Genomic DNA, 21,361 nt, shown 5'->3' on the forward strand with positions numbered 1-21,361 from the left:
CTATGTCTGCTTCTGCCAATTTGCTGTGACGACCTCGACGATGACGATCGTAGAGACTTTCAAGTCCTCGTTCATAATATCGCTTCAATGTCCGTCTGGCAGTTTCAGGATGTATGCAGAGGTCTTTAGCAATATCGTTAGTGGCTTTGCCCATACTATATTGGTATAAGATGAGCAGGCGTAGTCGGGCTCTGGGATTGCGCTCAGTCTTTGAGTGTTTGCCAAAGTCATGGTCTTCTAGGTTATGTATTGGTATAGTCATAAGTGGATTATACTATATATTTTGGGTTTGGTATAATATAAAGATAAAAAGTAAAATTTCCTTCATACGGTTTTTTAGCCTTTAAGACTGTCAAATTTATATTATGTGATCAAACTACTCTAAATAATTGGAAAGAGGATAATAGCTATGAATAACCAACATGAATGGGGCGCTAAAGAAAAAAGTATCGCTCAAATTATTGAGGAATTAAATACTTTTGAAGATCAAGAATTGATGGTTATGGTCTCAAGCGACGGCGGAAAGACATTGAAACCTGTTAAGCTACTTGGCAAAGAATTTGATAAAGACAATAAAGCGTATTGCACCCTGTTTATTTAAGTGTGTTAACCCTCATTAAGCCAGTCCGTTATTAGATGCTCAATAAGCGGTAGAGACTCATGTTGATGCCTATAGTAAATATTCAGTACCTCAACACTGCCTGACTCTTCATCACCAAAACTGTTAAGCCAGTAATCTATGAGATCGTTCTTATTTGGATCATAAGACAATTTGATGGCTTTATCATTAGTTGGATTAATGAAGCTGACATTGTCATCAGTATCTAGCAATGTACCGTCCGCCCCATGTCTATTGAAATAGCTCTCCCAACTGTCGGTTCCGACTGTCTTTTTTATGGATTCCCACATTGCTAATGAATTAAACGCTTTCATGACCTGCTCCGATTTGAAGTGTTAATGATAATTTGCTGATTATAAAAAGATGAACGCGTTTAAAACAAATATTCTAGTAAGAAAGCATTGCGGAAACTACTGTTGAATATGCCGTACAGAAATACACAGGTTGAGAACAGCCACATAATCGACAGGTAGAGTTTGTTTTGATCTGAAGTCCAGCCCCAAGAGCCAAATCTCTTTGTAATGTCAGAGAAGATAAGCCATCTGAAGAGTAAGCAAAGAAAAATATAAAGCACAATCCATTTAAGCATTCTACTGTCACCAGAGTTAATATTAAAATATAGAGTGAGTTAATTAAGTACGTTTACACCGTCACAAATAAACACTACTTCCCAAAGCCTTACTTGTCTTCAGAGGTCTTATCTTCTACTGCTTCTACATTTTCGTCTAATTCATGATTAACGTTTCCCAGCTTATCAAGTTTTTCATAGAATATTTCCTTTTCATTCCCTTGGTTACTAAAGATCGTGAGAAAGCTGGAAATTTTATCGGCCGCATGGCTATTGAAAATATCACCGTCACTGCTACTAAATGACTTGGTCTCTTTCACGCTTACGATATCTAAAAATATCCAAACTGCGGAAACCATTACCGCTAGTATAACCAGCCATTTCAACACAATTTTTTTCATCAACGCCTCATACGCTTATTGCTGATTCATCTATTATCTCAAAATTTGTTAGCATATGTTTACTAAATAAGTTTACCTCCCTGTATATAATCAAAGCATCATTCAAATATCAAAAGTGTAAAAAACCATGAATAACAAAAACCCAATCAAAATTATGACGAACAAGCATATCGCCCGTAGTCTTGCTCTTAGTGGCTTATTGTTGGTCATTACTGGCTGTAATAATAGCTTGGTAAACACCAAAGCCGCCCAACCAGTCATCAATATACCTGCCTTGCCAGACAAGACTACAGGGCAAGCGGACTCTAAAGCCGATAGTAAAGATGACCATACTGCTGCAGACGACTCTGCTTCAACGTCTGAAGGTATAAGCGCAGTAGTTAACGCTAACAACCAATTCGCAGTGACCATGTATCAACAGCTAAATGGTCAATCAAAGCAAGTGGATGCTAACGTATTTTTCTCACCTTATAGTTTAACCAGTGCTATAGCCATGCTCTATGCCGCAGCGGAGGGGAACACCAAAGCGCAAATTCAAAAAACCTTTTACTATCCGTCTTTACCCATCCTGAATCCAAACAGTGCCGCCCTCTATAATCAATTTAACAAACCCAGCCCAAACTATAAATTGAACACCATTAATGACTTATGGCTGCAACAGGGCCGTACTCCCAACCAAGCCTATATCGATACGGTAAAACGCTACTATGGTGGGCAGGTCAATACGCTTGATTTTAAAAACAACACCGAAACGTCTCGTCAAATGATTAATGAGAAGATAGCCAAACATACCAATCAGATGATTCCTGAACTGCTATCAAAAGAGAGTACCCAGCCAAGTACCTCGGCGATATTGACCAATGCGGTTTATTTTAAAGCGGATTGGAGCAGTCGTTTCTGGGTAAGTGGTGATATGCCTTTTCATTATTTCAATGGCACAAGCAGTGATGTAGATATGATGTTCCAGAATACTGAATTTAGGTATAGCGAAGATGAGCAAGTACAAGTCGTTGAGCTGCCTTATAAGGGAATTGAATTATCGATGCTAGTGGTTTTACCAAAGTCAAAGGAGCCGTTAGCCATGCAGACGCTCATCAAGAATTTATCGACGACACAAATCACCGATTGGACTAAACGTCTAAAGCAGCAAGATATTCTTCTGAATCTACCAAAGTTTAAGATAGATGAAGGCTACCCGATGAAGGCAGTGCTGACGGATATGGGCATGCCAAGCGCGTTTGGGAATCAAGCTAAGTTTAACGTGTTTGCAGATAGCTCACCCATCGCCATTGACGATATTCATCATCAAGCAGTGATCGATGTTAATGAAATAGGAACAGAGGCGGCAGCAGCGACAGGCGTCGTTGCCGTAGACATATCTGGTTCTATGCATCCACCAGTCGCGTTTAAAGCCGATCACCCGTTTATGTTTATGATTAAAGACAATAAAACCGATGCGATATTGTTTTTGGGTCAGGTGAATAAGCCTTAAGAGAGCGAATAATGAAACCAAAATTTAAATGGTATATGGTGCCGATATTGTTGATATCCGTTATAGCCTGCGATCCTGTCATTGAAATGACGAATACTAATCATAATGCCCAAACTATTAAAGTGGAAGATGAGAGTGCTGCCAACAAACCTACTGAAAACGAAGCACCCACGCGCAAGCAGCAAACGGTGTATGTGACTGCCCTTGATGTTGATTCGGATATGGGTGATGCCGCTGCGGCTCATGGGGTATTGAACACAAAGAATGGCTGTTTATATATGGATGACCTCTTACTCGTTGTAAGTAGCCCACATATTACCTGGACTCAAGACCCTTTTACGATATCCGATATCAATGAATTTATTTTTGAAATTGGTGATACTGTTTTAGTAGGTGGCTCACAAGCTGACTATAAAAATATGGCTTCATTTGCCAGTGATTGGAAAAACCCACCTTTAGCGACTTGTAAAGCTGAAAAAATCTGGTTAATGAATGGTATTAACATACCTCGGGAAGATCTACTATGACAAAGCATAAAATGAATAAAACACTAGCTACGCTACTTATTACTAGTAGCTTGCTTAGTGGTTGTACATCGACAGAAGACAGCAGTATTGATATTGTCTCTAAAATTCCCAAGGAGGATAAAACGATAGAAGTTATTCCTATTTCTACCGTTGCTCAGGACAGCAAAGAGACCCAAGTTGCCCCTATGAGTAAAGCTCAAGCATTAGCCATAGATGCAAAGCATTATGCACGAGCATATGAGGTTAGCCATGTTGAAGCAATGCGCCGTATGCTTGTCATGAATGATGCCCAAGAGCAGATTGATGCTATCAAAAAAGAATTTTCTGATAGGTTGGACGATGCTGGATTCACTAATGAGCCAGAGTTTGTGCTCATCGTAAGCCTATTTGGTGATGGTGCGCCACCTGATCGCATCATATATCGTGACGCTGATAAATTAGAAGGTAAACCCATTATATTGTCAGAAGCGGATAAAAAAATAAGTGCAGAAGGCTTTATGATTACGCAGACGGATATCGACAATGCCGTATCTCTTATCGAAAAGCCAACTGCCATTAAAGTTAAATTTATCGATAATTCTAAATCCAAGCCACTCACTCAAGAACAAAAAGACAACTATGCAGCGCGATATGAAGAATTACGTAAACGTATTCCAATGCTAGTAGGTATGGGTTATAAGGAAGATGAAGGGCTATTTGTTATAGACGTGCATGAGGATGATTCAAAAAAAGCAGGGTTCACACCAGAACAACTTAAAAAAATCGGTCAAGAAGTTATGAAATCACCAGTACGTATAAAATTTTACGATGGTTATGCTACTGAGGATGTAGCCCCTATAGAATAAAAAGGTAATGCTGTTATCATTTTTAAGGTATACCTAATAAGACTATCCAATAATGTATTTGAGATCATCACGATAGGCATGTAAATGATAAATTGTAGTGTTATCTGGATTAACGAACAGGACGAACAGCTATGAAAAAAAGGCTAGCAACATTTTTACTGACTGGCATTCTGCTGACAGGGTGTCATAAAGCCATTGTTACTCAAATAAGTAGTTCTCAAAACGTAGTTTCAGCCGTAAAATCAGCTATTGAAAAAGAATTTGAAGACATTGCAGTACAAGCTAATCAAGGCGATGCTGAGGCTCAATATAGCCTTGCAGTAATGTATGACGAGGGCGAAGGTACACGCGAGGATAACGCTAAAGCCATTGAGTGGTATACAAAATCTGCCAACCAAGGATATGATCTTGCTCAATATAACCTTGCAATCATGTACGACGATGGCGAAGGGGTAGATGAGGATCACTCTAAAGCTATTGAATGGTTCACGAAATCTGCTAACCAAGGCTATGCTAAGGCCCAATACGAACTTGCTTGGGCTTACTACAATTACGATGGCACAGGTACAAGTGAAGACTACGATAAACATAAAGAGTGGAGCATAAAAGCTGTTAACCAAGGAATTGGACCAAGGAAATTCATTAATGGCGTACCGCATCGAAAGAGCGAACGTGTGCGTCAAAATGATGCCAAAGTCGTTGAGGCGTGGCAGAAATTAGCTAACCAAGGCGATGTTGAGGCTCAATTCAACATTGGTAACGCTTACTACGAGGGTAAAGGGGTACGTCAGGATTATCCTAAAGCTATCGAGTGGTATACAAAAGCCGCTGACCAAGGATATGTTTCTGCCCAATACCAACTTGGAACAATCTATAGCTATGGCGAAGGTGCTCCTCAGGATTATGCTAAAGCCGGTAAGTGGTATCTAAAAGCCGCCAATCAAGGAGATGCTAGATCTCAATATAACCTTGGTATGATGTACCTCAATGGCATAGGCGTACGTCAAAATACAGTTATAGCGAAAAAGTACTTTTCTAAGGCTTGTGACAATGGGTATCAATTGGGCTGTAAAAACTTGGGTATAAGGACAGAGGATGAGTAGAGACTAGGTTATTGAGACTTTCCCAAACTTTGTGTAACTGCTTATACCCTGTTAGCAAATAGCAGTTACACAAAGTTTGGGAAAAGCTCAATTTGGTATAAAAACTTCTAGACCAAAACATTCATCAAGATTATGTTCTTTCTTAAATGTAGAAATATCATTGACAACGCCTCCTCCACTTACTTGGATGTAATCCCCTTCAGTGTATTTTTTGCCTTTGTACATTAAGCTATTTTTAGTAACGTCAGATATAACTTTATTTCCCAGTATTGCTAACTGAATACCTTTTTCTCCTTTAGGTCTTACTATTATGCAATTTTCATTAAAGTTAAGGTTTCCGCTATATAAAGCTGTCTCAAAAATTTTGCCATTCATAGGCTCTTCGTCTAATATCTGCTCCTGTTTTGAATCAGAATTAAACTGAGAGCAAGAAGACATTATCAGGAATGATAAGATCATAGGTGCTTTAAAATTAAGGAACAATGATACTTACTCCAAGTTTATTAAAATAATCTACACTAGTGTACGTAGCGTATATCCTTCTAGTTAGGTTCGCTAACGATAAGATCAGAGAGCTTTTTGACACGAGAGTAATATAAGTATTAATTCCTCTACTTATAGAAGATTATGCGCCGCCCATAGAATTCATGACATACCCATTTTGCCACTCAATCCTAACTGGCATTCTCATCACTTCTTCACCAATTTTCTTGAGTTTTTCTTCATTGAGCCCAGCAGACTTAGCATCATTCTCATGAACATAAATCACGTATACACCCTCATCACTACGATAACTTGTACCTGTAATCATAGTGATACGTTTATTCAGCTCTTTTGAGCGTTCATACATAAGCTGGTTTTCAGCTTCGGTTAGGTTTTTGGCTGCTGGATTAACCTCAAACCTAACGATAAAACGTGTTGGTGATTCGATGAGCTCCATTGCCTTATCAACTTCAGCTTGAGTCAGTGTAATACCCTCTGGTGTCATCGTTTTATAGGCTTGAGCGACAGTCTCACGCTCACTAAGGGTATCGGCTGGACGATATACGATACGATCAGGCGGTGGCTTACCAGTCCCTGTTAACGTCACCAAAATACCATACTCAGGCTCAGTAATAAAGCCCATGCTTGCTATCCTATCGCCAAATTCTTTTCGTAGTGCCTCATTCTGCTCTTCATTATCATGCTGGATTAACATCTGACGCATGGCTTCGGTATGATTGACACCGTATGCCATTGCATAATGCTTGGAATCAATAGCTAAAGCCTGAGCAGAACCAATTAATACCGCCTCTGGAATATCTTTAGGGTCTCGGTTGTCCTTCACTAATTCCACGCCATTGAGGTCGCCATAAGCAGACGTTGCTTTAGAGTCCTTAATTTGACTGTCAATCGCTTGTGCAGGTTCAATTGGCGTGATAGTGGCACTAGTATTTTGTGATGAGCAGCCACCTAACCATAAAGCGCTGGGTAGATAAAGTATCAATGAGATTTTTGCAGTTATCGTAGCCATGAGACATTTACCTTTGCTAAGTTTGTTAATGATTTCTTATATTTTTAACGCTCGATAATTAGTTTCCTATACAGGTATCTACTATTAAGCTGTCTGCTATTAAAGCTACTAATTCGCCTTGGAAATATAGTGCGCTTACCAAACTAGTCTAAACGATTGTATAGAGATGATACTAGAATAGCATCATCTTAATTTTGAATAAGTAGTGAGTAAGCTATGCAAAATAGCCAGTTAGTGAGTGTATTGGCAATCAGCAGCCTGTTATTGATTGTTAGTGGCTGCAACAATACTATGAAAAATAATAAAGCCAGTGCGGTTACAGATATGGTGACTCCTAATCAGCCAGCCATTAGTAACCAAGTGCCTCCGGTTGAGGTAAAGACTTTGACCTCAACCGCAGAGGGTATTGCTGAAGTCGTCAAAGCCAACAACCAATTTGCCATTGATATGTATCAGCAGATAAATGGGCAGAGTAAGCAAGCAGAAAAAAACGTATTTTTCTCACCGTATAGCTTATCTACTGCGATGGCAATGCTCTATGTCGCAGCGGAAGGGGAAACAAAAGCGCAAATACAGAGGGCTTTTTACTATCCCTCACTGAACGTTCTAAATCCGAACAGTGCGGCATTACATGAGCAGTTCAACAAACCCAATCCTAATTATCAACTGGCTACAGCCAACGATTTGTGGATACAGCAAGGGTTGCGTCCCAACCAAAACTACTTGGACACCGTACAACGTTATTACGGTGGTAAAGTCACCCCTCTTGATTTTAAGAACAGTCCTGAACCTTCTCGTCAGACCATTAATAAAACTATTGCTAATTATACTCAGCAGATGATTCCTGAAGTGCTGCCAGCAAGTAGTATCGATACCAATACCGTCACGGTATTGACCAATGCCGTTTACTTTAAAGGGGATTGGAAAACGTCTTTTGCCCCTAGTAAAAAACGCCCTTTCAATACATTTGATGGTTCTAGCATCGATGTCGATATGATGCATGAGCAAGCCCCTTATGCCTACACAGAAGATGCGCAGGTGCAAGTGGTGCAACTGCCTTACAAAGGTGACGAGCTGTCTATGATGGTCGTATTACCAAAAGCAAAAGATAAGATTGCTATGCAAAGAGTGGTAAACACGCTAAATGCCAAGCAGATTAGCCAGTGGAATAATAATTTAGTCAAGCATGAGGTCATACTTGATCTGCCAAAATTTAAGTTAGAAGAAAGCTATACAATGGATAGTCTATTAGCAACGATGGGTATGGCAAAGGCTTTTAGTAGTGAGGCGAACTTTAGCTTATTCAGTCAAAATATCCCGTTGTCTGTCGATGCTATTGTTCATAAAGCCGTGGTGGAAGTCGATGAAAAAGGCACTAAAGCGGCAGCAAGTACAGGTATTACAATTTCGCCTATATCACGGGGATACTATGTGAATACCAGCACATTTACAGCCGATCATCCGTTTATTTTTATGATTATAGACAATAAAACCGATGCGATATTATTCTTAGGGCAAGTGAATGAGCCTTAATTTCAGGTAGTCCAATTGTGATACGGGTAGATTCATACACCAGTTAAGCGTTCACTCCGACATCTTGCTTACACGTGCATGTGCGTATAGCCAGAGAAAAGTAATGTCGATACATAGCGCACTGCTGATGTTAATTTTTCGTAGCCTCTGTCTGCGCAGGCTCAGCAAGCGAGAAAAATTGATATCAGCAGTACCGTGGTGCTTTTAAGATACTTTAACTATACAGTCTTAAGAGTTTAGGAGTACCATTTCCAGATCATCCCCTTTTACTCACCGCACTCTTAGCCCTCCTATTACTTTCAGGGCGCGCTACTCAGAGCTTAGAGAATCTTCAAGTTGTTCATACAAATACCAGTCGTTATAGAAGTTAAGCAGCCGTTGCAAATTGCCACTTAGTTTCCCACAAAATATGATGGCCGATTCACGGCTATGGGTTCTAGATATTTGGCAGTTATTAATAACTCTCTTGCTATATCTAGAGATAATGAGGTGACGACCAAAAATAATACTTGTTTACTGGTGCTAGCGGTCACTTCTTTTTCTTAGGATGCGGATACTGATACTCTTACCTTTGAAGAAAAATCTTATAAATTGGAAATGAGCTTTATCTTGGCAATACTGTATTTTTTTATCCTAACGCGAATATTACCGATCAGATAATTAGATAAAAGGTGGCTTGGTAGCTGAACTGGATAGACCATTACTTAAACTTTAAAAGCTGATTTTCCAGATAGCTTTAATAAATAAATAATTTAAAAACGGTAATATAAATAATACACGTAAAAACGTAAGTATAATTATTCGACATTTAACGAATATAAATATTGAATAATTACACATTTTTAGTGACCAAAATAAGGTATGTGACTCATATAAAATATCTTAAATTGTGCTAAACGTCATAGCTATCTATTGATTATATTCCTTGATATATATAGTACTACAGGTTAATATACTTTAAGATTCTTTTAAATAGTTTAGTGGTTCTAGCCTGTCACGCCGGGGGTCGCGGGTTCGAGTCCCGTCCGCTGCGCCATATTTAAAACAAATTCAGATATTAAGTCTGAGCAAGTTTCGCCTCAAACATTAGCTTGTTTGAGGTTTTTTTGTGTCTGCGTTTTTTGTCTATGTTCCTTCTAATATAATTACCTCTCGATAAGCATCTATTTTGTATTTGCAATAGTTATAATCATCCAACGGGCGTGCAGGTATTTTAGTACTATGGACGCTGGCTCATGCGACTCACACTAGCAATCAACGCCACCATCACTACTCCCATGATAATCAAAATACCAGACATCATGTGCGCCGCCTCATAGTTGAGCGCTTCTACTTGCTCGTATATCGCAATCGACACTACCTTAGTCTCACCTGAGATACTCCCCCCTATCATGAGCACCACGCCAAACTCACCAATGGTATGAGCAAAACTGATCAAACTACCCAAAATAATACCCACGCGCGCTTGCGGTAAGGCTACCTTGACGAAGCGGCGCAGACGACTAGGTTCTAACAGATGCGCGACTTCCGTGACACTTTGGGGAATACGCAAAAACTGTGCATACACTGGCTGTATATAAAAAGGCAGTGAGTAAATAATAGACCCAACCACTAGACCTTCAAAGGTAAAAATAAGCGGACTAATATTGTGCTCAATCAGCCATTTACCGATACCCATATTTGGACTTAGCAGTAATAATAAATAAAAGCCAATAACCGTAGGCGGGAGCACCAGAGGCATGGCAATGATGCCCATGAGCAGAATTTTAAGACGCCCAACTGCCTTCTTTCGACTTGGTTTGGCAAGCCAATAAGCAACAGGGGTCGCAAACAACAGTAAGCACAAGGTCGTGACAAAAGCGAGCTTAATACTCACCCAAAATGGACTGAGCATATCTGACATAAGAGACTGATCGATCATATAATGTCACGGCTCGTTTTATAGATAGAGAGTTTAGTCTAACGGATTACTGAATAGGCAGGTAGCCTGCTTGCGCGAAGTGCTGTTGTCCTGCATCCGAGCGCAAGTAATCAGTAAACGCCGCTGCTGGGACTGTATTATTAATAATAATACCATCTTGCAAAATAGCCGGATAAGACTCAGGCGCTAAGGTAATAAATTGCTCAGGTTTCGCATTGATAGCGCTAATTTGTGATTGCGCGACAAAGCCATAATCCACGCTGCCTGTATGCGCGTATTGAAAGGCTTGCCCGATGTTTTCTGCTTGTATTATGCGTTTTTGCTGCACTAAAGGGTCATATAACTTTTGCGCCTGCAAGTAAGACTGTGCCGACGCGCCATAAGGTGCAAGCTCAGGACTGGCGATAGCAATCTTGCTACTGCTGTCGCTTATCAACATATCACTCAGCGCTTTTGGACTAAATTCATCCAAAGGTTTGTTGACGCTATATAGCGCCAGCTGACCTTGCGTATAGGTAAAAGGTTGATGCGTCGTACTATCTTTGGGAATCTTATCAGCAAGCTTTTGAGGGAATGCTTGATTGGCAGACAAATACAAATCATAGGGCGCGCCTGCCTTTATCTGAGCATAGAGCTTACCAGATGACGCGTAAGTAACGTCAATATCTAAGTCGCTTTTGTCAGAGGTACTATCAGAAACCCTATGATCCACCTGATAACTGTCAATAATGCTGGGTAAGACATCAGATAAGTTGGCTGCCGCAGCGATACGTAAGGTTTGGTGCTCAGCACTTGTCGCAGTCGCCGATTCTGCATTCGTACTGTTATCTGCTGTACAAGCACTTAAGGCCAATAGCGCCCCACATAAAACGGCTACTTTAACCATTGTTGCTCAGCCATTTAGAGGGCGCATCCTCGTAATACTCTTGCTTCCACACAGGAATATCGGCCTTAATGGCATCGAGTATCCAGCGGCAGGCATCAAACGCTGGATAGCGATGGGCAGAGACCACCCCTACCCATACCGCCACATCGCCAATCTCTAATGCGCCGATGCGGTGTATCGCTATGGCATGAGTGATCTCAAAACGCTTTTTGGCTTCTTCTATAATGGCGCGGCCTTGGTTTAGCGCCAAATCCTCATAGCCGTAGTAGCTCAAGCGCTCAACGCTGGTGGCATTATTATGATTACGCACTCGCCCTTCAAAGCAAACAAACGCACCGCAGCTGTCATCGTCCAACGTGCGTTTCAATCTATCCTCGTCTATGGCGATATCTAACAATGCAAAGCCATCACGCTGTGCAATGGCATAGACCTCATCAACGCTGCGTTTGATGGTCATAGAATGGCTGTGGACGTTGTCTATCATATGTTATCTCTACTCATGGTTTCTACTTACTATCTCTACCCCCTTACCTAGCCGCCTGCGACTGGGGTGATAAATACCACGCTATAGAGTGCTTAGCGAGTGGCAGGCGCGCTCAAAGTCAGTGGGCGTATTAAAGTTGGTCAAATACTGCCAATTGTTTGGAAAGGATACCGCTTGTAAATAAGGTGTGATAAAGGGCATAACTCGCCGCGCACCATTATCGATATAGGCCTTTAAATCAGGCTCAAGGCTTAATGGATAAAGCCCTAACAGCGGATATAAATGACTGTCATCAGCTAAGCAAATCACCTTTTTATCAGCTGCTTGGTTTTTGGTTATTTGAGTCGCTATCGGCTGCAACTTTTGCCATAAGTCGGTGGCTGGTATCAAGCTGTCACAGCTAATCACCAATAACCATAATGACTGGTTTTCTGTTAACGCATTTAATGATTGAGACTTTATTACCGTTTGCAAAGCCGACTCGATAGCGACCAATGCCCCGCCCGTCTTGATCTTATCATCAATCTTTTTATTAATCTTCTCATTTTGGTTTTTATCTTGACTATCAGCACTAGTATAATCAGCAATGTGCATGATAGCGGCTTGCGGGTTGCTATTCTTTAAAGCTGAATCAATGTCAAACCCGCGACCATTATCAGCAATCATAATAGGGATGCTTTTATTGTTACCAGTATCAAACGTAGCCAAATTCAGCGTGTGTCTGACGTGATAATCCAGCAGACGCTCACCTGTCGGCAATCTAAGCTGGGCTTTTGCCGCGCCCATCCGTGTGGACGCGCCGCCTGCCAAAATGACCACGCCTGCCAAATGAGCTGAGTCTTTTATAAAGTCAGTCATGTGAATTATGAGTCGGGTTTTGTGCCATAAAATGCGGTACAAAGTTGCACGGACGCGTACGGCTATCGAGCTGCTCTTTTAAGATACTCTTCCACCCTGTACGGCACGCGCCCGATGAGCCTGGCAAACAAAAAATACCGGTATGATTTGCCATGCCTGCAACGGCGCGCGACTGCACGGTTGACATGCCAATCTCCTCTTTTGAGATCAGGCGGAACATCTCACCAAAACCATCGATCGATTTATCAAATAAGACCTTCACCGCCTCTGGCATGCTATCTCTGATAAAAAACCCCGTACCGCCTGTGGTAATCACCGCATGCACGTTTGGATCGGCAATCCAGCCGCTAATCACTGCTCGTATCTGATAAATATCATCGCTAATGAGCTTGCGATCAGCCAAGTTATGACCTGCCTCGGTCAGGCTGTCTGCTAAGTACTGACCCGAAGTATCTTCTGCCAGCGTACGACTGTCAGAAGCCGTTAAAATAGCAATATTAAGCGGTATAAAGTGGGCGGCAGGCTTACTCATAAAAACTTCTTCACATACAGATTTAAATAATCAAAAAAGTGACAACTGACCTACCCACCGATAATCGATAATACTATCCGAATGCGCATGCTGGGCAAAAAACAGATCGCTGTTGTCGCTTGTCTGCATAAATTCTATAAAGCGATAAGTAACGGGTCGGTCCTTGATATAGTCGGTTGAGCACGGCCGATGCTAAGCTTGTCATCATTCATAATTTACTGCCAATTGCGATTTATACGTCTCATCTATCCACCTGATGGAGCCAAGGAAAAGGTTGCACCGTAACTCTACTACCTGCTACGACATCACCACTGTCTTTATCCAACACGACAAAGCAGTTGGAGAGGCTAAGCTGTTTGATTCTATGCGACTGCTGCCTGGCAAAACACTCCACTTCATACTCGCCTGCAGCGTTTTGCGTCAATACGCCGCGCTGAAAATCTTTGCGACCGACTGATTTTTTGATGTCGTTTGTTAGTTTAGCCTTGATATGCATTTGCATCGGCTGCTCAGATACGCGCGCGCCTGATAGTTGCCATAGTGCCGGTAGCACAAACTGTAGCGTACCAACGACTGTCGATAAGGGGTTACCAGGTAAGCCAAAGTACAGTACTGGTTTATCCAAATCTTTAGCAAGCTCCCCAAACACAAAAGGCTTACCAGGCTTCATTGCCACTTTGTAATGGTTAATTTGCCCGAGCTGCTCGATGACGGTAGTCAAAAAATCATAATCACCCACCGACACGCCAGCGGTCGAGATTAGCACATCACAGTCTTGCATAGCCTCATTAATAGCAGTCGTGGTCTTATCCAAATCATCAGGGATAATGCCGTAGTCGCAAATGATAATCGGCAAACCAGCCAGCAAAGTCTTTAACGTTGGGGTGTTGGAGTTGTATATTTGCGCTAGACTTGTCAGCTCATCACCGACAGCCACCAGCTCATCGCCCGTTGCCAGTAGCCCGACGATAAGCGGTGCAAAAACGCTGACTTGGCTGATACCTAAGCTTGCAAGTAGGCTAATATCAGCAGGGTTTATGCGCTTACCGACTGTCAATACCGCTTCACCTGCCTCTATCTCTTCGCCTTGCCGGCGAATATTGCTATCCACTTTGGCCGCTTGGGTCAGTGTTACCCGATAAGGCTTTGCTTTGTCGATTGTGCCTTTTATTTTTGCAAAGTTGGTGTTTTCTTGCATGATGACAGTATCGCAGCTATCAGGCACCACCGCCCCTGTAAAAATCCGTACGCCTTGCCCTGCTACAAGCCGATCTGTATAAGCGCTGCCCGCTTGTGACTCACCGATGATCTCGATAGTGCTATCTGCCGATAGTTCGCTGCCTTGCGCGATAGCATAACCATCCATCGACGATAGGTTTTGTCTGGGTATATCAAAAGCCGAGGCGATATCTTGCGCCAGTATTTGATTGCCGCTGTCTTGCAAAGCGCACGTCCTAACATCTCTTTGCCTTAGAGAAAAATCATTATTATTGTAATCTTCTACGCGCGCTTTTATCGCTAATTGCAAGGCTTCCATGTTAATCATAAAAGGGTACTCTTTTTTTTGACGGCTATTAAATCGCTCAATGAGCAGCTATTTTTCTCGCGTATCAGATTGACTATAGCTGATATAGCAATCCTAGATTAGCGCAAAAAAAGCACCTAATAAGGTGCTTTTTGTTGTAGTTGTTAACGGCTTACTGTAGAGCCTAGCAAGAACGTGAGCAAAATGCCTTCTTTAACAGCTTAATATTAATAGCCAACCAGATGACACAGCCAGTTTAACAGCCTAGCTCACCATGAGGCTAGGCTTGCAGCACTGCGCTGAGTAATAAAGCCATCTGGCATCTGGCCATTATCTGCTTGCCAACGCTGAAACGCCCTACGCGTATTGGTGCCTACGATACCGTCAGCACCTTTGGTATCGTAACCCATGCTGGTCAGGCGCTGCTGGAGATTGCGTACTTGCACAGTCGATAATGGGCGCTCATAACGTGGCCATGATTTATATAGACCGCCTTGCCCTGCCAGCGCTTTGCCCAACAAGCTGACCCCTAGGGCATAGCTTGATGAATTATTATAGACTTTGATCACATCAAAATTGGGACTGAGCAGCAGTGCAGGACCATCTTTGCCAGCCGGTAGCCACAACTCCATCTGGGTATTGGCATCCAAAGACACATCATCGATGGTATCGATACCAAGCGCCGCCCATCTGGCCGCCGACTGTTTGCTGCCAACAACGGCATAATCAAAAGATGCAGGAATCCTCACCTCATAAAAAGGCGCTAAGCCGCGTACCCAGCCTGAGTTACTCAGATAATTGGCAGTAGACGCCAATGCATCTCCCGTTGCCCAAGGGTTGCGGTGACCATCACCATCGCCATCTACCCCTTGTTTGAGCCAAGTATCAGGGATGAATTGGGTTTGCCCCATGCCGCCCGCCCAAGAACCATCAAGCTGTGACCATGACACATCGCCGCGCTGCAATAACGAAGCAAGCGACAACAACTGAGTTTCGGCAAACTCTTGGCGACGACCGTCATAGGCAAGGCTGGCAAGCGAGCTTGGAATGCTACTGTTGCCCGTCACCGCGCCATAAGAAGACTCCATCCCCCATATTGCCGCGATGATTTCGGCATTGACGCCATACTGCGACTGTAACTGGGACAAAAACGCCCGCTGCTCTGCAAACTTACGCTTACCTGTGCTGACTCTGCCGTCTGATACCGCCGAATCCACATACTCCCACGGCATTTTAGAAAACTCAGGCTGCCCTGAGTCTAAAGAGATGACTTGCTGATTGAGATAAGCCAAATCTAGCAGGCGGCGGATGGTCTGTGCATCATGACCTGACGCCATGGCGCGCATAGAAAAATCCGACTTCCAGTCAGAAAAACTGCCATAGCTTGGTTTTGCGACTGGCTGGGGTTTGACAGCAGGCTTGGGGGTCGGCTTGACCTGAATGGTCTGAGTTTGAGTAATCTGCACGTTAGCCTGACGCACAGGTTTGCTAGGTTTTTGCATCGCTTGCTGGCTGGTACAGCCCACCATGACTAGCGCTGGGAAAAGAGCAATATAGTGTTTTTTTAAAATCATAAGAAGTCTCAGGTGTGAATAAGTACTATCGGTAAGCCATACCGTTACCAAAAATCAGAGTAATAAGCATAGAGTAACTATATACCACTCATCAACATATCGCTCATCAGTCGCTTATCATCTTTTTAGGGCTTGGGATAACTTAGCAAATAAAAACCAGCAGCGGTAGAGCAGCAATGCTAGGCCGTGCTGCACAATCAATCATGGCACTGACAAAGACTAACGTCCCAATACTGCCCGTGGATCAATAGGGTTGCCATTTAAGCGTACTTGAAACTCCAGGCCCACTTGATTGGTTTGGCCACTACTCCCCATATTGGCAATACGTTGGCCTCGCTGCACCGCGTCCCCTTCTTTAACCAAAAGCTGGCTATTGTGAGCGTAGGCGGTGATATAGTTGTCACTATGACGAATCATGATCAGATTGCCATATTCAGGCAGACCGTTACCTGCATATAGCACTGTCCCTGATTGGCTCGCCAGTACAGGGTCGCCGATATTGCCAGCAAACCACATGCCCATTGTGCCAGCCGCCGCATCAAAGTTACGTGTCACTTGGTTGCGGCTCGGGTACTCATAGCCTGACGTGGCGTTTGCCGTGACTTCATAGACAGGGCTGGTGTTAGTAGGTGTGCTGGTGACAGGCGGGTTGTAAGTAGGCTGTGGCCGTGTCTGAGCAGGCGCGTTATAGCGATTGTTATTGGCAGCATTTGGCTGTCCTTGCCAGAGCTTTAGCCATTGGCCACTATAGATGGTGTATTTGCTATCTAAGCCATTGATCGCGCCAATTTGACGATAATTTAGGCGATAACGGGCGGCGATTTGGCTGACGGTATCACCGCGCTGGACCAAATGGTAGTTAGGAACCCCTTGTGCGTTGGTGATGATCTTGGGCGCAGCTTGGTTTGCTGTCTGATAAGTAGGTTTGGTGGCACAGCCTACCATCGTTAGCGCAGCGGCGGCCATGCTACCAATCAACACCGACGTTGCAAGGTGCGATCCTGTGTTAAGCTTTTTCATACAAGGTTCCTATTCTTTCTCTCACTCATCAGTTTTTGTCTCATTGAGTGGTTTGTGTGCCACTCATACGTATTATGCTTTTTGGGTTATCTACCCTATGGCCACAGACCTCAGCTGTCTATGATTTGTGCTATTACTCTTGCCTTTATCGCCTCAATTATCTTCATAAGGCCAAACTCGACAACGTCTCTAACGCAGCTTTTGGCGCATGGTGCAATCGCACAGGCGATAGGCTGATATAGTTTTCGGCCACGGCTTTATCATCGTTCATCACACCTGCCACCTCATAGGTTTGCTGGTATAAGGGGTTAAGCGCCTGACGATCTAGTAATCGGGTCGTTTCGTCACCCTCCTCGTCATGTAGCACTGATGCGGCGTGGGCGTTTTTGCGTTTGCGTAACGACAGCCAATACGCATCTCGCCCGCGCGGATCTACCATGTGATGGACGGGGCGCGCAATCTGAGCATGGCCAAGCGTGGTGATTTTTCGGCCTTTTATCTCAGCACTACTGTGCACATCAGGAATATTAACGTTTAATACGTGATAGGGCAAACTTTTACACATCGACAAAATAGCGGTCTCACGAATGAGCTTGGCAATCTCCTCAGCAGCCACTTTATAGTGACTGGCATCCTCTTGCCCTCGTCGTTTGCCTGCCTTTTTTCCTTTGACACCGCCGCCTACCAAAGAAGTGGCAATCGCGGGTATACCAAAAATCTGAGCGGTCAATGCCGCGCCAAAGGTACCAGAAAACAAGACATCTTGTCCCAAATTGGCGCCTGAATTGATGCCGGTAACGATACAATCAAAGTCCGTATCACGGTACAGCTCGTGCAATGCCAGATAAATACAGTCGGCAGGAGAGCCATTGACAGCGACAAAACCTGACGGCAACTGATGAGCATACAGCGGCTTTGAGACACTAAGCGAGCTTGCGCAGCCACTTTGCTCTTCGCTTGGGGCGACGACGACTACCTCACCGATGGTCGATAGTGCCTGAGCCAATGCCAATAGTCCTGGCGCGTGTACGCCATCATCATTGCTAAGTAAAAATCTCATATTTGCTCGTTGTTTTTGTCTTTGACCGTTTGTCTGCTTTTCAGCCTTTTTGTCATAATATTGCTATACTCGGCGCAGCATTGCTTAGATGATAGGCCATTATGAAAACGGTTGATTGGTAAAATTTATCGCCCAAGGATACCTTCTTCCTTATGCCTATAAATTGTGCTAACTCACTACCCCTGGTAAAGATCATCAGCGCGCCCTGCTGGTATCGTAAGTAAAAGCGCAAAAAAGCAAAAGGGCAAAAATAAATGGCGATTATACCCCAATCATACACTGCCGCACACATAGCAGACCAAACCATAGATGCAATAGATACAAATATGAAGGCTCACAGCCTACAGTATTCAAGACTTTACAGCTTTAGCAGAATTATCCTGAACTATTTATGGCAGAGCGTCGTACCGACAGTACAGATTAAATGATAAGCAAAAACTTGCCATTAGGTTACAATAGGCAACAACGCACTACAATACAAACTTATACTTTTAGGCGGACGTAACTTAGCTGACGATGCTGCTGATATGTTGCTGCAAAATGGCTTTGGCTCACAATATATCTACACATAAATCAATATTTTATGTGACTTTTGTTTTTTTACCCATTAACATATGACCATTAAATAAAGATAAGCGAGTGTAATACAGAATGAAAAATCAATCGATATTATCTATAGCTTCTGTGCTAGCGAAGACCGCATCCAAGGTAGGTCTTGCAGGACTGATAACGTCTGTTGCCATACTGTCTCAAGCCTCCTATGCGGCAAACAATGCTGCGACGACCATTCCTCTAGACATGTCTGGCATCAACATCACCAAACATGAAATCGCTGTGATGCAAGTGCTTTCAGAGATTTGTCCGCCAATGCTAAACGGTAAGCAAAAACAGCGTTTTTATAAGTCTTATAACGTGCAGTTGCACGAGCTGATGCCGTCACTAGAAGACCCCAAAGCGGCGATTCAATACCTATCAACGCAGCAAGACTATCGCCAAATTCTCCAAGGCATCCGTAGCTGGACGATGGGGTTTTCTAAGCAAGACAACCGAGCGCTGTGCGAAGATTTGGCCAATGCTGAATACTAGTACCCCCTCATCACCACTTATGATAAGCATGATAAGACAGACGATTTAAAAAAATAAACAAAAACGTGCCACTGTGCTTTTGACGCCAAAATAACATTGATCATCAACGACAATAAAAAACGACACAAGCGGGCGTCTAGAGCGAGACAAAGCGTCAAGATTTTTAATGTCTTTAATATTTTTCTGACGAGTGATAGATGACATAAAAGCTTGCTGTATTGCCAGAAGATGGGCCATGCAGCAGGCTTTTTTGCAACCGAAGATCACGCTGGGTTTGTTTTTTAAGATACCTTATAGATAGGTGAAGACAGCCTGAGTTACGTGATAAACGCAATAAGCGAACATAGATACAAGCAGGGCTTTTTATTTTTGGTGGTGCCTTATTTTTTGCAGTTATCGATTCCCCATCGGTTATCATTTTGCTAAGATAAGGCGTTAATTTTATGTCTGTCGCACCATCGTCACTGCCATCATTAATCCCTTGTTTTTGAATATAATATTTAAGACATACGAAAAAAATGACCGAGGTTTGGGGCGAGTCGCAAGCGGCAGATACCTTTGGTTTTATGATGCGGTGTAACGATATATGACAGTAAAGCGTGTAAAAAATCAGCTGGTACAGCTGGTCGTTGGTGTAAGTGTTTCTATGAGTGCGATGATGGCAAATGCCGCCATTCAGCCACCCGAGATGGACAATACCGCCTATGTATTAATGGACTACAACACTGGTGAAATCTTGGCACAAAAAAACGCCAATGAAGCGCTACCACCAGCATCTTTGACAAAAATGATGACCAGCTACATCATCGAGCAGCGCCTCGCCTCAGGCGACCTAAAAGAAGACGATCAAGTGCTGATGAGCCCAAATGCGTGGTGCCGCGGCAGTAGCAGTCAGTCTTGTATGTACGTCCCTGTCAATAAAACCGCCAGTGTCCTCGACATGCTGCGCGGCATCATCATTCAATCTGGTAATGATGCTTCAAAAGCCATGGCAGAGCATATCGCTGGTAGCGAAGCCTCGTTTGCCATCTTGATGAATGAGCAAGCAGAAAAGCTGGGCATGGAAAACACCCATTTTGTCAACTCGACAGGTATGCCTGACGAAGGCCATAGAGCTTCAGCGCTGGACTTGGCCAAGCTATCGCGCGCCATCATCAAAAACAGCGGCGACTACTATGGCTTGTATGCCGAAAAAGAGTTTACCTACAATGGCATCACACAAGGCAACCGCAACGCCCTACTAGCGACTGACCCCACGGTCGACGGTCTAAAAACCGGGCATACAGATGCTGCAGGCTACTGCTTGGCCGCCTCGAGCAAACGTGATGGCATGCGTCTGATTTCTGTGATCATGGGCACCGAAAGCCCGCAAGCCCGTGCCGACCAGTCGCGCGAGCTGCTTAACTGGGGTTTTGGGCACTTTACCACCGTCACCAAAGCACCTGCTGGGCAGTTTGTCAGTAAGGTACCAGTCTGGTTTGGCGAGACCGACGAAATTGAACTGGTCACAGGTGATAACCTGCAAATACTGACCAGTAAGACGCAAAAAAACAAAATCACCACCGTGGTCGACATCCCCGAAAGTTTAGAAGCCCCCATTAAAAAAGGACAAAACATCGGTAAAATGATGGCGGTCATCGACGGCAAAGCAGTAGCATCCGTGCCTGTTATTGCCACCAGTGACATCGAACAATCAGGATTTTTGAGCCGCACTTGGCAGCGTGTGGTTCGCTGGGTACAAAGCTTTTTTTAAGCACTTGGCATAACTTATATACAAAAAAAGACGCTCATCTACCGGAGCGTCTTTTTTTGTT

The 21,361-nt window shown here is 43.4% G+C and carries 22 protein-coding genes and 1 pseudogene; 8 read left to right on the top strand and 15 right to left on the bottom strand.

The window, feature by feature from the left end:
* Positions 1 to 262: helix-turn-helix domain-containing protein (locus JMX98_RS04375; RefSeq protein ID WP_201584919.1), on the bottom strand; the 262-nt coding region annotated here is incomplete at its 3' end.
* A gap of 147 nt (positions 263 to 409) precedes the next feature.
* On the opposite strand from JMX98_RS04375, the gene JMX98_RS04380 reads away from it, so the two are divergent.
* Positions 410 to 601, top strand: coding sequence for a hypothetical protein (locus JMX98_RS04380; protein WP_201584920.1), 192 nt, complete (start codon positions 410 to 412; stop codon positions 599 to 601).
* Positions 602 to 606: 5 nt separating this feature from the next.
* On the opposite strand, the gene JMX98_RS04385 is transcribed toward JMX98_RS04380, so the two are convergent.
* Positions 607 to 933 (bottom strand): hypothetical protein, encoded by a 327-nt coding sequence (locus tag JMX98_RS04385; RefSeq protein WP_201584921.1) that lies wholly within the window; start codon positions 931 to 933, stop codon positions 607 to 609.
* Positions 934 to 1,297: 364 nt separating this feature from the next.
* Positions 1,298 to 1,588 (bottom strand): hypothetical protein, encoded by a 291-nt coding sequence (locus JMX98_RS04390; protein WP_201584922.1) that lies wholly within the window; start codon positions 1,586 to 1,588, stop codon positions 1,298 to 1,300.
* Between the two features lie 127 nt (positions 1,589 to 1,715).
* On the opposite strand from JMX98_RS04390, the gene JMX98_RS04395 reads away from it, so the two are divergent.
* From JMX98_RS04395 to JMX98_RS04410, 4 genes are all read left to right on the top strand, one after another.
* On the top strand, positions 1,716 to 3,080 hold the full coding sequence (locus tag JMX98_RS04395; RefSeq protein WP_201584923.1) for a serpin family protein: 1,365 nt from the start codon (positions 1,716 to 1,718) through the stop codon (positions 3,078 to 3,080).
* An 11-nt stretch (positions 3,081 to 3,091) separates the two neighbouring features.
* Positions 3,092 to 3,607: a hypothetical protein gene (locus JMX98_RS04400; protein ID WP_068405430.1), complete on the top strand. Its 516-nt coding sequence runs from the start codon at positions 3,092 to 3,094 to the stop codon at positions 3,605 to 3,607.
* Complete coding sequence (locus tag JMX98_RS04405) at positions 3,604 to 4,452, top strand: hypothetical protein (protein WP_201584924.1); 849 nt, start codon at positions 3,604 to 3,606, stop codon at positions 4,450 to 4,452. Before JMX98_RS04400 ends, JMX98_RS04405 begins: the two co-directional genes overlap by 4 nt.
* Positions 4,453 to 4,583: 131 nt before the next feature.
* Entirely contained in the window at positions 4,584 to 5,555 is a 972-nt protein-coding gene (locus JMX98_RS04410) for a tetratricopeptide repeat protein (RefSeq protein WP_201584926.1), read from the top strand.
* Positions 5,556 to 5,642: 87 nt separating this feature from the next.
* Here JMX98_RS04410 and JMX98_RS04415 read toward each other — a convergent pair whose 3' ends face one another.
* Both JMX98_RS04415 and JMX98_RS04420 read right to left on the bottom strand, forming a co-directional pair.
* Positions 5,643 to 5,930 (bottom strand): hypothetical protein, encoded by a 288-nt coding sequence (locus tag JMX98_RS04415; RefSeq protein WP_144296579.1) that lies wholly within the window; start codon positions 5,928 to 5,930, stop codon positions 5,643 to 5,645.
* A 250-nt stretch (positions 5,931 to 6,180) separates the two neighbouring features.
* Entirely contained in the window at positions 6,181 to 7,068 is an 888-nt protein-coding gene (locus tag JMX98_RS04420; RefSeq protein WP_201584927.1) for a hypothetical protein, read from the bottom strand.
* A 216-nt stretch (positions 7,069 to 7,284) separates the two neighbouring features.
* Between JMX98_RS04420 and JMX98_RS04425 the strand changes: the two genes are divergently transcribed.
* Positions 7,285 to 8,601 carry a serpin family protein gene (locus tag JMX98_RS04425; RefSeq protein WP_201584928.1) on the top strand — a complete coding sequence of 439 codons (1,317 nt, stop codon included), beginning with the start codon at positions 7,285 to 7,287 and terminating at the stop codon, positions 8,599 to 8,601.
* 1,219 nt (positions 8,602 to 9,820) lie between these two features.
* Here JMX98_RS04425 and modB read toward each other — a convergent pair.
* The 10 genes and pseudogenes from modB to surE form a co-directional block, all read right to left on the bottom strand.
* Entirely contained in the window at positions 9,821 to 10,522 is a 702-nt protein-coding gene (gene modB / locus JMX98_RS04430) for a molybdate ABC transporter permease subunit (RefSeq protein WP_201584929.1), read from the bottom strand.
* Between the two features lie 46 nt (positions 10,523 to 10,568).
* Complete coding sequence (modA, locus tag JMX98_RS04435) at positions 10,569 to 11,408, bottom strand: molybdate ABC transporter substrate-binding protein (RefSeq protein ID WP_201584930.1); 840 nt, start codon at positions 11,406 to 11,408, stop codon at positions 10,569 to 10,571.
* The gene (locus JMX98_RS04440; RefSeq protein ID WP_413786513.1) at positions 11,401 to 11,865 is read right to left on the bottom strand and encodes a molybdenum cofactor biosynthesis protein MoaE; all 465 of its coding nucleotides are present in this window, start codon (positions 11,863 to 11,865) and stop codon (positions 11,401 to 11,403) included. Before JMX98_RS04440 ends, modA begins: the two co-directional genes overlap by 8 nt.
* A gap of 108 nt (positions 11,866 to 11,973) precedes the next feature.
* Positions 11,974 to 12,750, bottom strand: coding sequence for a molybdenum cofactor guanylyltransferase (locus JMX98_RS04445; RefSeq protein ID WP_201584932.1), 777 nt, complete (start codon positions 12,748 to 12,750; stop codon positions 11,974 to 11,976).
* Positions 12,743 to 13,282, bottom strand: coding sequence for a molybdenum cofactor biosynthesis protein B (moaB, locus tag JMX98_RS04450; RefSeq protein WP_201584934.1), 540 nt, complete (start codon positions 13,280 to 13,282; stop codon positions 12,743 to 12,745). The genes JMX98_RS04445 and moaB overlap by 8 nt, the downstream gene beginning before the upstream one ends.
* Before the next feature lie 60 nt (positions 13,283 to 13,342).
* A pseudogene (locus JMX98_RS14285) lies at positions 13,343 to 13,456 on the bottom strand (GTP 3',8-cyclase MoaA); the annotation flags it as partial.
* 67 nt (positions 13,457 to 13,523) lie between these two features.
* A complete protein-coding gene (glp, locus tag JMX98_RS04455) occupies positions 13,524 to 14,828 on the bottom strand; it encodes a gephyrin-like molybdotransferase Glp (protein ID WP_201584936.1) in 1,305 nt (434 codons plus the stop codon).
* Between the two features lie 248 nt (positions 14,829 to 15,076).
* Positions 15,077 to 16,381, bottom strand: a complete 1,305-nt coding sequence (locus tag JMX98_RS04460; RefSeq protein ID WP_201584937.1) for a lytic murein transglycosylase — start codon at positions 16,379 to 16,381, stop codon at positions 15,077 to 15,079.
* A 219-nt stretch (positions 16,382 to 16,600) separates the two neighbouring features.
* On the bottom strand, positions 16,601 to 17,401 hold the full coding sequence (locus JMX98_RS04465; RefSeq protein ID WP_100749137.1) for a M23 family metallopeptidase: 801 nt from the start codon (positions 17,399 to 17,401) through the stop codon (positions 16,601 to 16,603).
* Between the two features lie 163 nt (positions 17,402 to 17,564).
* Positions 17,565 to 18,461 (bottom strand): 5'/3'-nucleotidase SurE, encoded by an 897-nt coding sequence (surE, locus tag JMX98_RS04470; RefSeq protein WP_201584938.1) that lies wholly within the window; start codon positions 18,459 to 18,461, stop codon positions 17,565 to 17,567.
* 651 nt (positions 18,462 to 19,112) lie between these two features.
* Between surE and JMX98_RS04475 the strand changes: the two genes are divergently transcribed.
* Both JMX98_RS04475 and JMX98_RS04480 read left to right on the top strand, forming a co-directional pair.
* The gene (locus JMX98_RS04475) at positions 19,113 to 19,547 is read left to right on the top strand and encodes an MCR_0457 family protein (protein WP_201584939.1); all 435 of its coding nucleotides are present in this window, start codon (positions 19,113 to 19,115) and stop codon (positions 19,545 to 19,547) included.
* Positions 19,548 to 20,133: 586 nt separating this feature from the next.
* Positions 20,134 to 21,300, top strand: coding sequence for a D-alanyl-D-alanine carboxypeptidase family protein (locus JMX98_RS04480; protein ID WP_192994755.1), 1,167 nt, complete (start codon positions 20,134 to 20,136; stop codon positions 21,298 to 21,300).
* Positions 21,301 to 21,361 lie beyond the last annotated feature (61 nt).

Origin of the sequence: Psychrobacter sp. HII-4, from assembly GCF_904846595.1 — a bacterium.
GTDB lineage: Bacteria > Pseudomonadota > Gammaproteobacteria > Pseudomonadales > Moraxellaceae > Psychrobacter > Psychrobacter celer.

Excerpts from the sequence above, each read along its gene's own strand:
- JMX98_RS04380 (WP_201584920.1), top strand. The coding sequence starts at position 410 with ATGAATAACCAACATGAATGGGGCGCTAAAGAAAAAAGTATCGCTCAA.
- JMX98_RS04385 (WP_201584921.1), bottom strand. The coding sequence starts at position 933 with ATGAAAGCGTTTAATTCATTAGCAATGTGGGAATCCATAAAAAAGACA.
- JMX98_RS04390 (WP_201584922.1), bottom strand. The coding sequence starts at position 1,588 with ATGAAAAAAATTGTGTTGAAATGGCTGGTTATACTAGCGGTAATGGTT.
- JMX98_RS04395 (WP_201584923.1), top strand. The coding sequence starts at position 1,716 with ATGAATAACAAAAACCCAATCAAAATTATGACGAACAAGCATATCGCC.
- JMX98_RS04400 (WP_068405430.1), top strand. The coding sequence starts at position 3,092 with ATGAAACCAAAATTTAAATGGTATATGGTGCCGATATTGTTGATATCC.
- JMX98_RS04405 (WP_201584924.1), top strand. The coding sequence starts at position 3,604 with ATGACAAAGCATAAAATGAATAAAACACTAGCTACGCTACTTATTACT.
- JMX98_RS04410 (WP_201584926.1), top strand. The coding sequence starts at position 4,584 with ATGAAAAAAAGGCTAGCAACATTTTTACTGACTGGCATTCTGCTGACA.
- JMX98_RS04415 (WP_144296579.1), bottom strand. The coding sequence starts at position 5,930 with ATGAATGGCAAAATTTTTGAGACAGCTTTATATAGCGGAAACCTTAAC.
- JMX98_RS04420 (WP_201584927.1), bottom strand. The coding sequence starts at position 7,068 with ATGGCTACGATAACTGCAAAAATCTCATTGATACTTTATCTACCCAGC.
- JMX98_RS04425 (WP_201584928.1), top strand. The coding sequence starts at position 7,285 with ATGCAAAATAGCCAGTTAGTGAGTGTATTGGCAATCAGCAGCCTGTTA.
- modB (WP_201584929.1), bottom strand. The coding sequence starts at position 10,522 with ATGATCGATCAGTCTCTTATGTCAGATATGCTCAGTCCATTTTGGGTG.
- modA (WP_201584930.1), bottom strand. The coding sequence starts at position 11,408 with ATGGTTAAAGTAGCCGTTTTATGTGGGGCGCTATTGGCCTTAAGTGCT.
- JMX98_RS04440 (WP_413786513.1), bottom strand. The coding sequence starts at position 11,865 with ATGACCATCAAACGCAGCGTTGATGAGGTCTATGCCATTGCACAGCGT.
- JMX98_RS04445 (WP_201584932.1), bottom strand. The coding sequence starts at position 12,750 with ATGACTGACTTTATAAAAGACTCAGCTCATTTGGCAGGCGTGGTCATT.
- moaB (WP_201584934.1), bottom strand. The coding sequence starts at position 13,282 with ATGAGTAAGCCTGCCGCCCACTTTATACCGCTTAATATTGCTATTTTA.
- glp (WP_201584936.1), bottom strand. The coding sequence starts at position 14,828 with ATGATTAACATGGAAGCCTTGCAATTAGCGATAAAAGCGCGCGTAGAA.
- JMX98_RS04460 (WP_201584937.1), bottom strand. The coding sequence starts at position 16,381 with ATGATTTTAAAAAAACACTATATTGCTCTTTTCCCAGCGCTAGTCATG.
- JMX98_RS04465 (WP_100749137.1), bottom strand. The coding sequence starts at position 17,401 with ATGAAAAAGCTTAACACAGGATCGCACCTTGCAACGTCGGTGTTGATT.
- surE (WP_201584938.1), bottom strand. The coding sequence starts at position 18,461 with ATGAGATTTTTACTTAGCAATGATGATGGCGTACACGCGCCAGGACTA.
- JMX98_RS04475 (WP_201584939.1), top strand. The coding sequence starts at position 19,113 with ATGAAAAATCAATCGATATTATCTATAGCTTCTGTGCTAGCGAAGACC.
- JMX98_RS04480 (WP_192994755.1), top strand. The coding sequence starts at position 20,134 with ATGACAGTAAAGCGTGTAAAAAATCAGCTGGTACAGCTGGTCGTTGGT.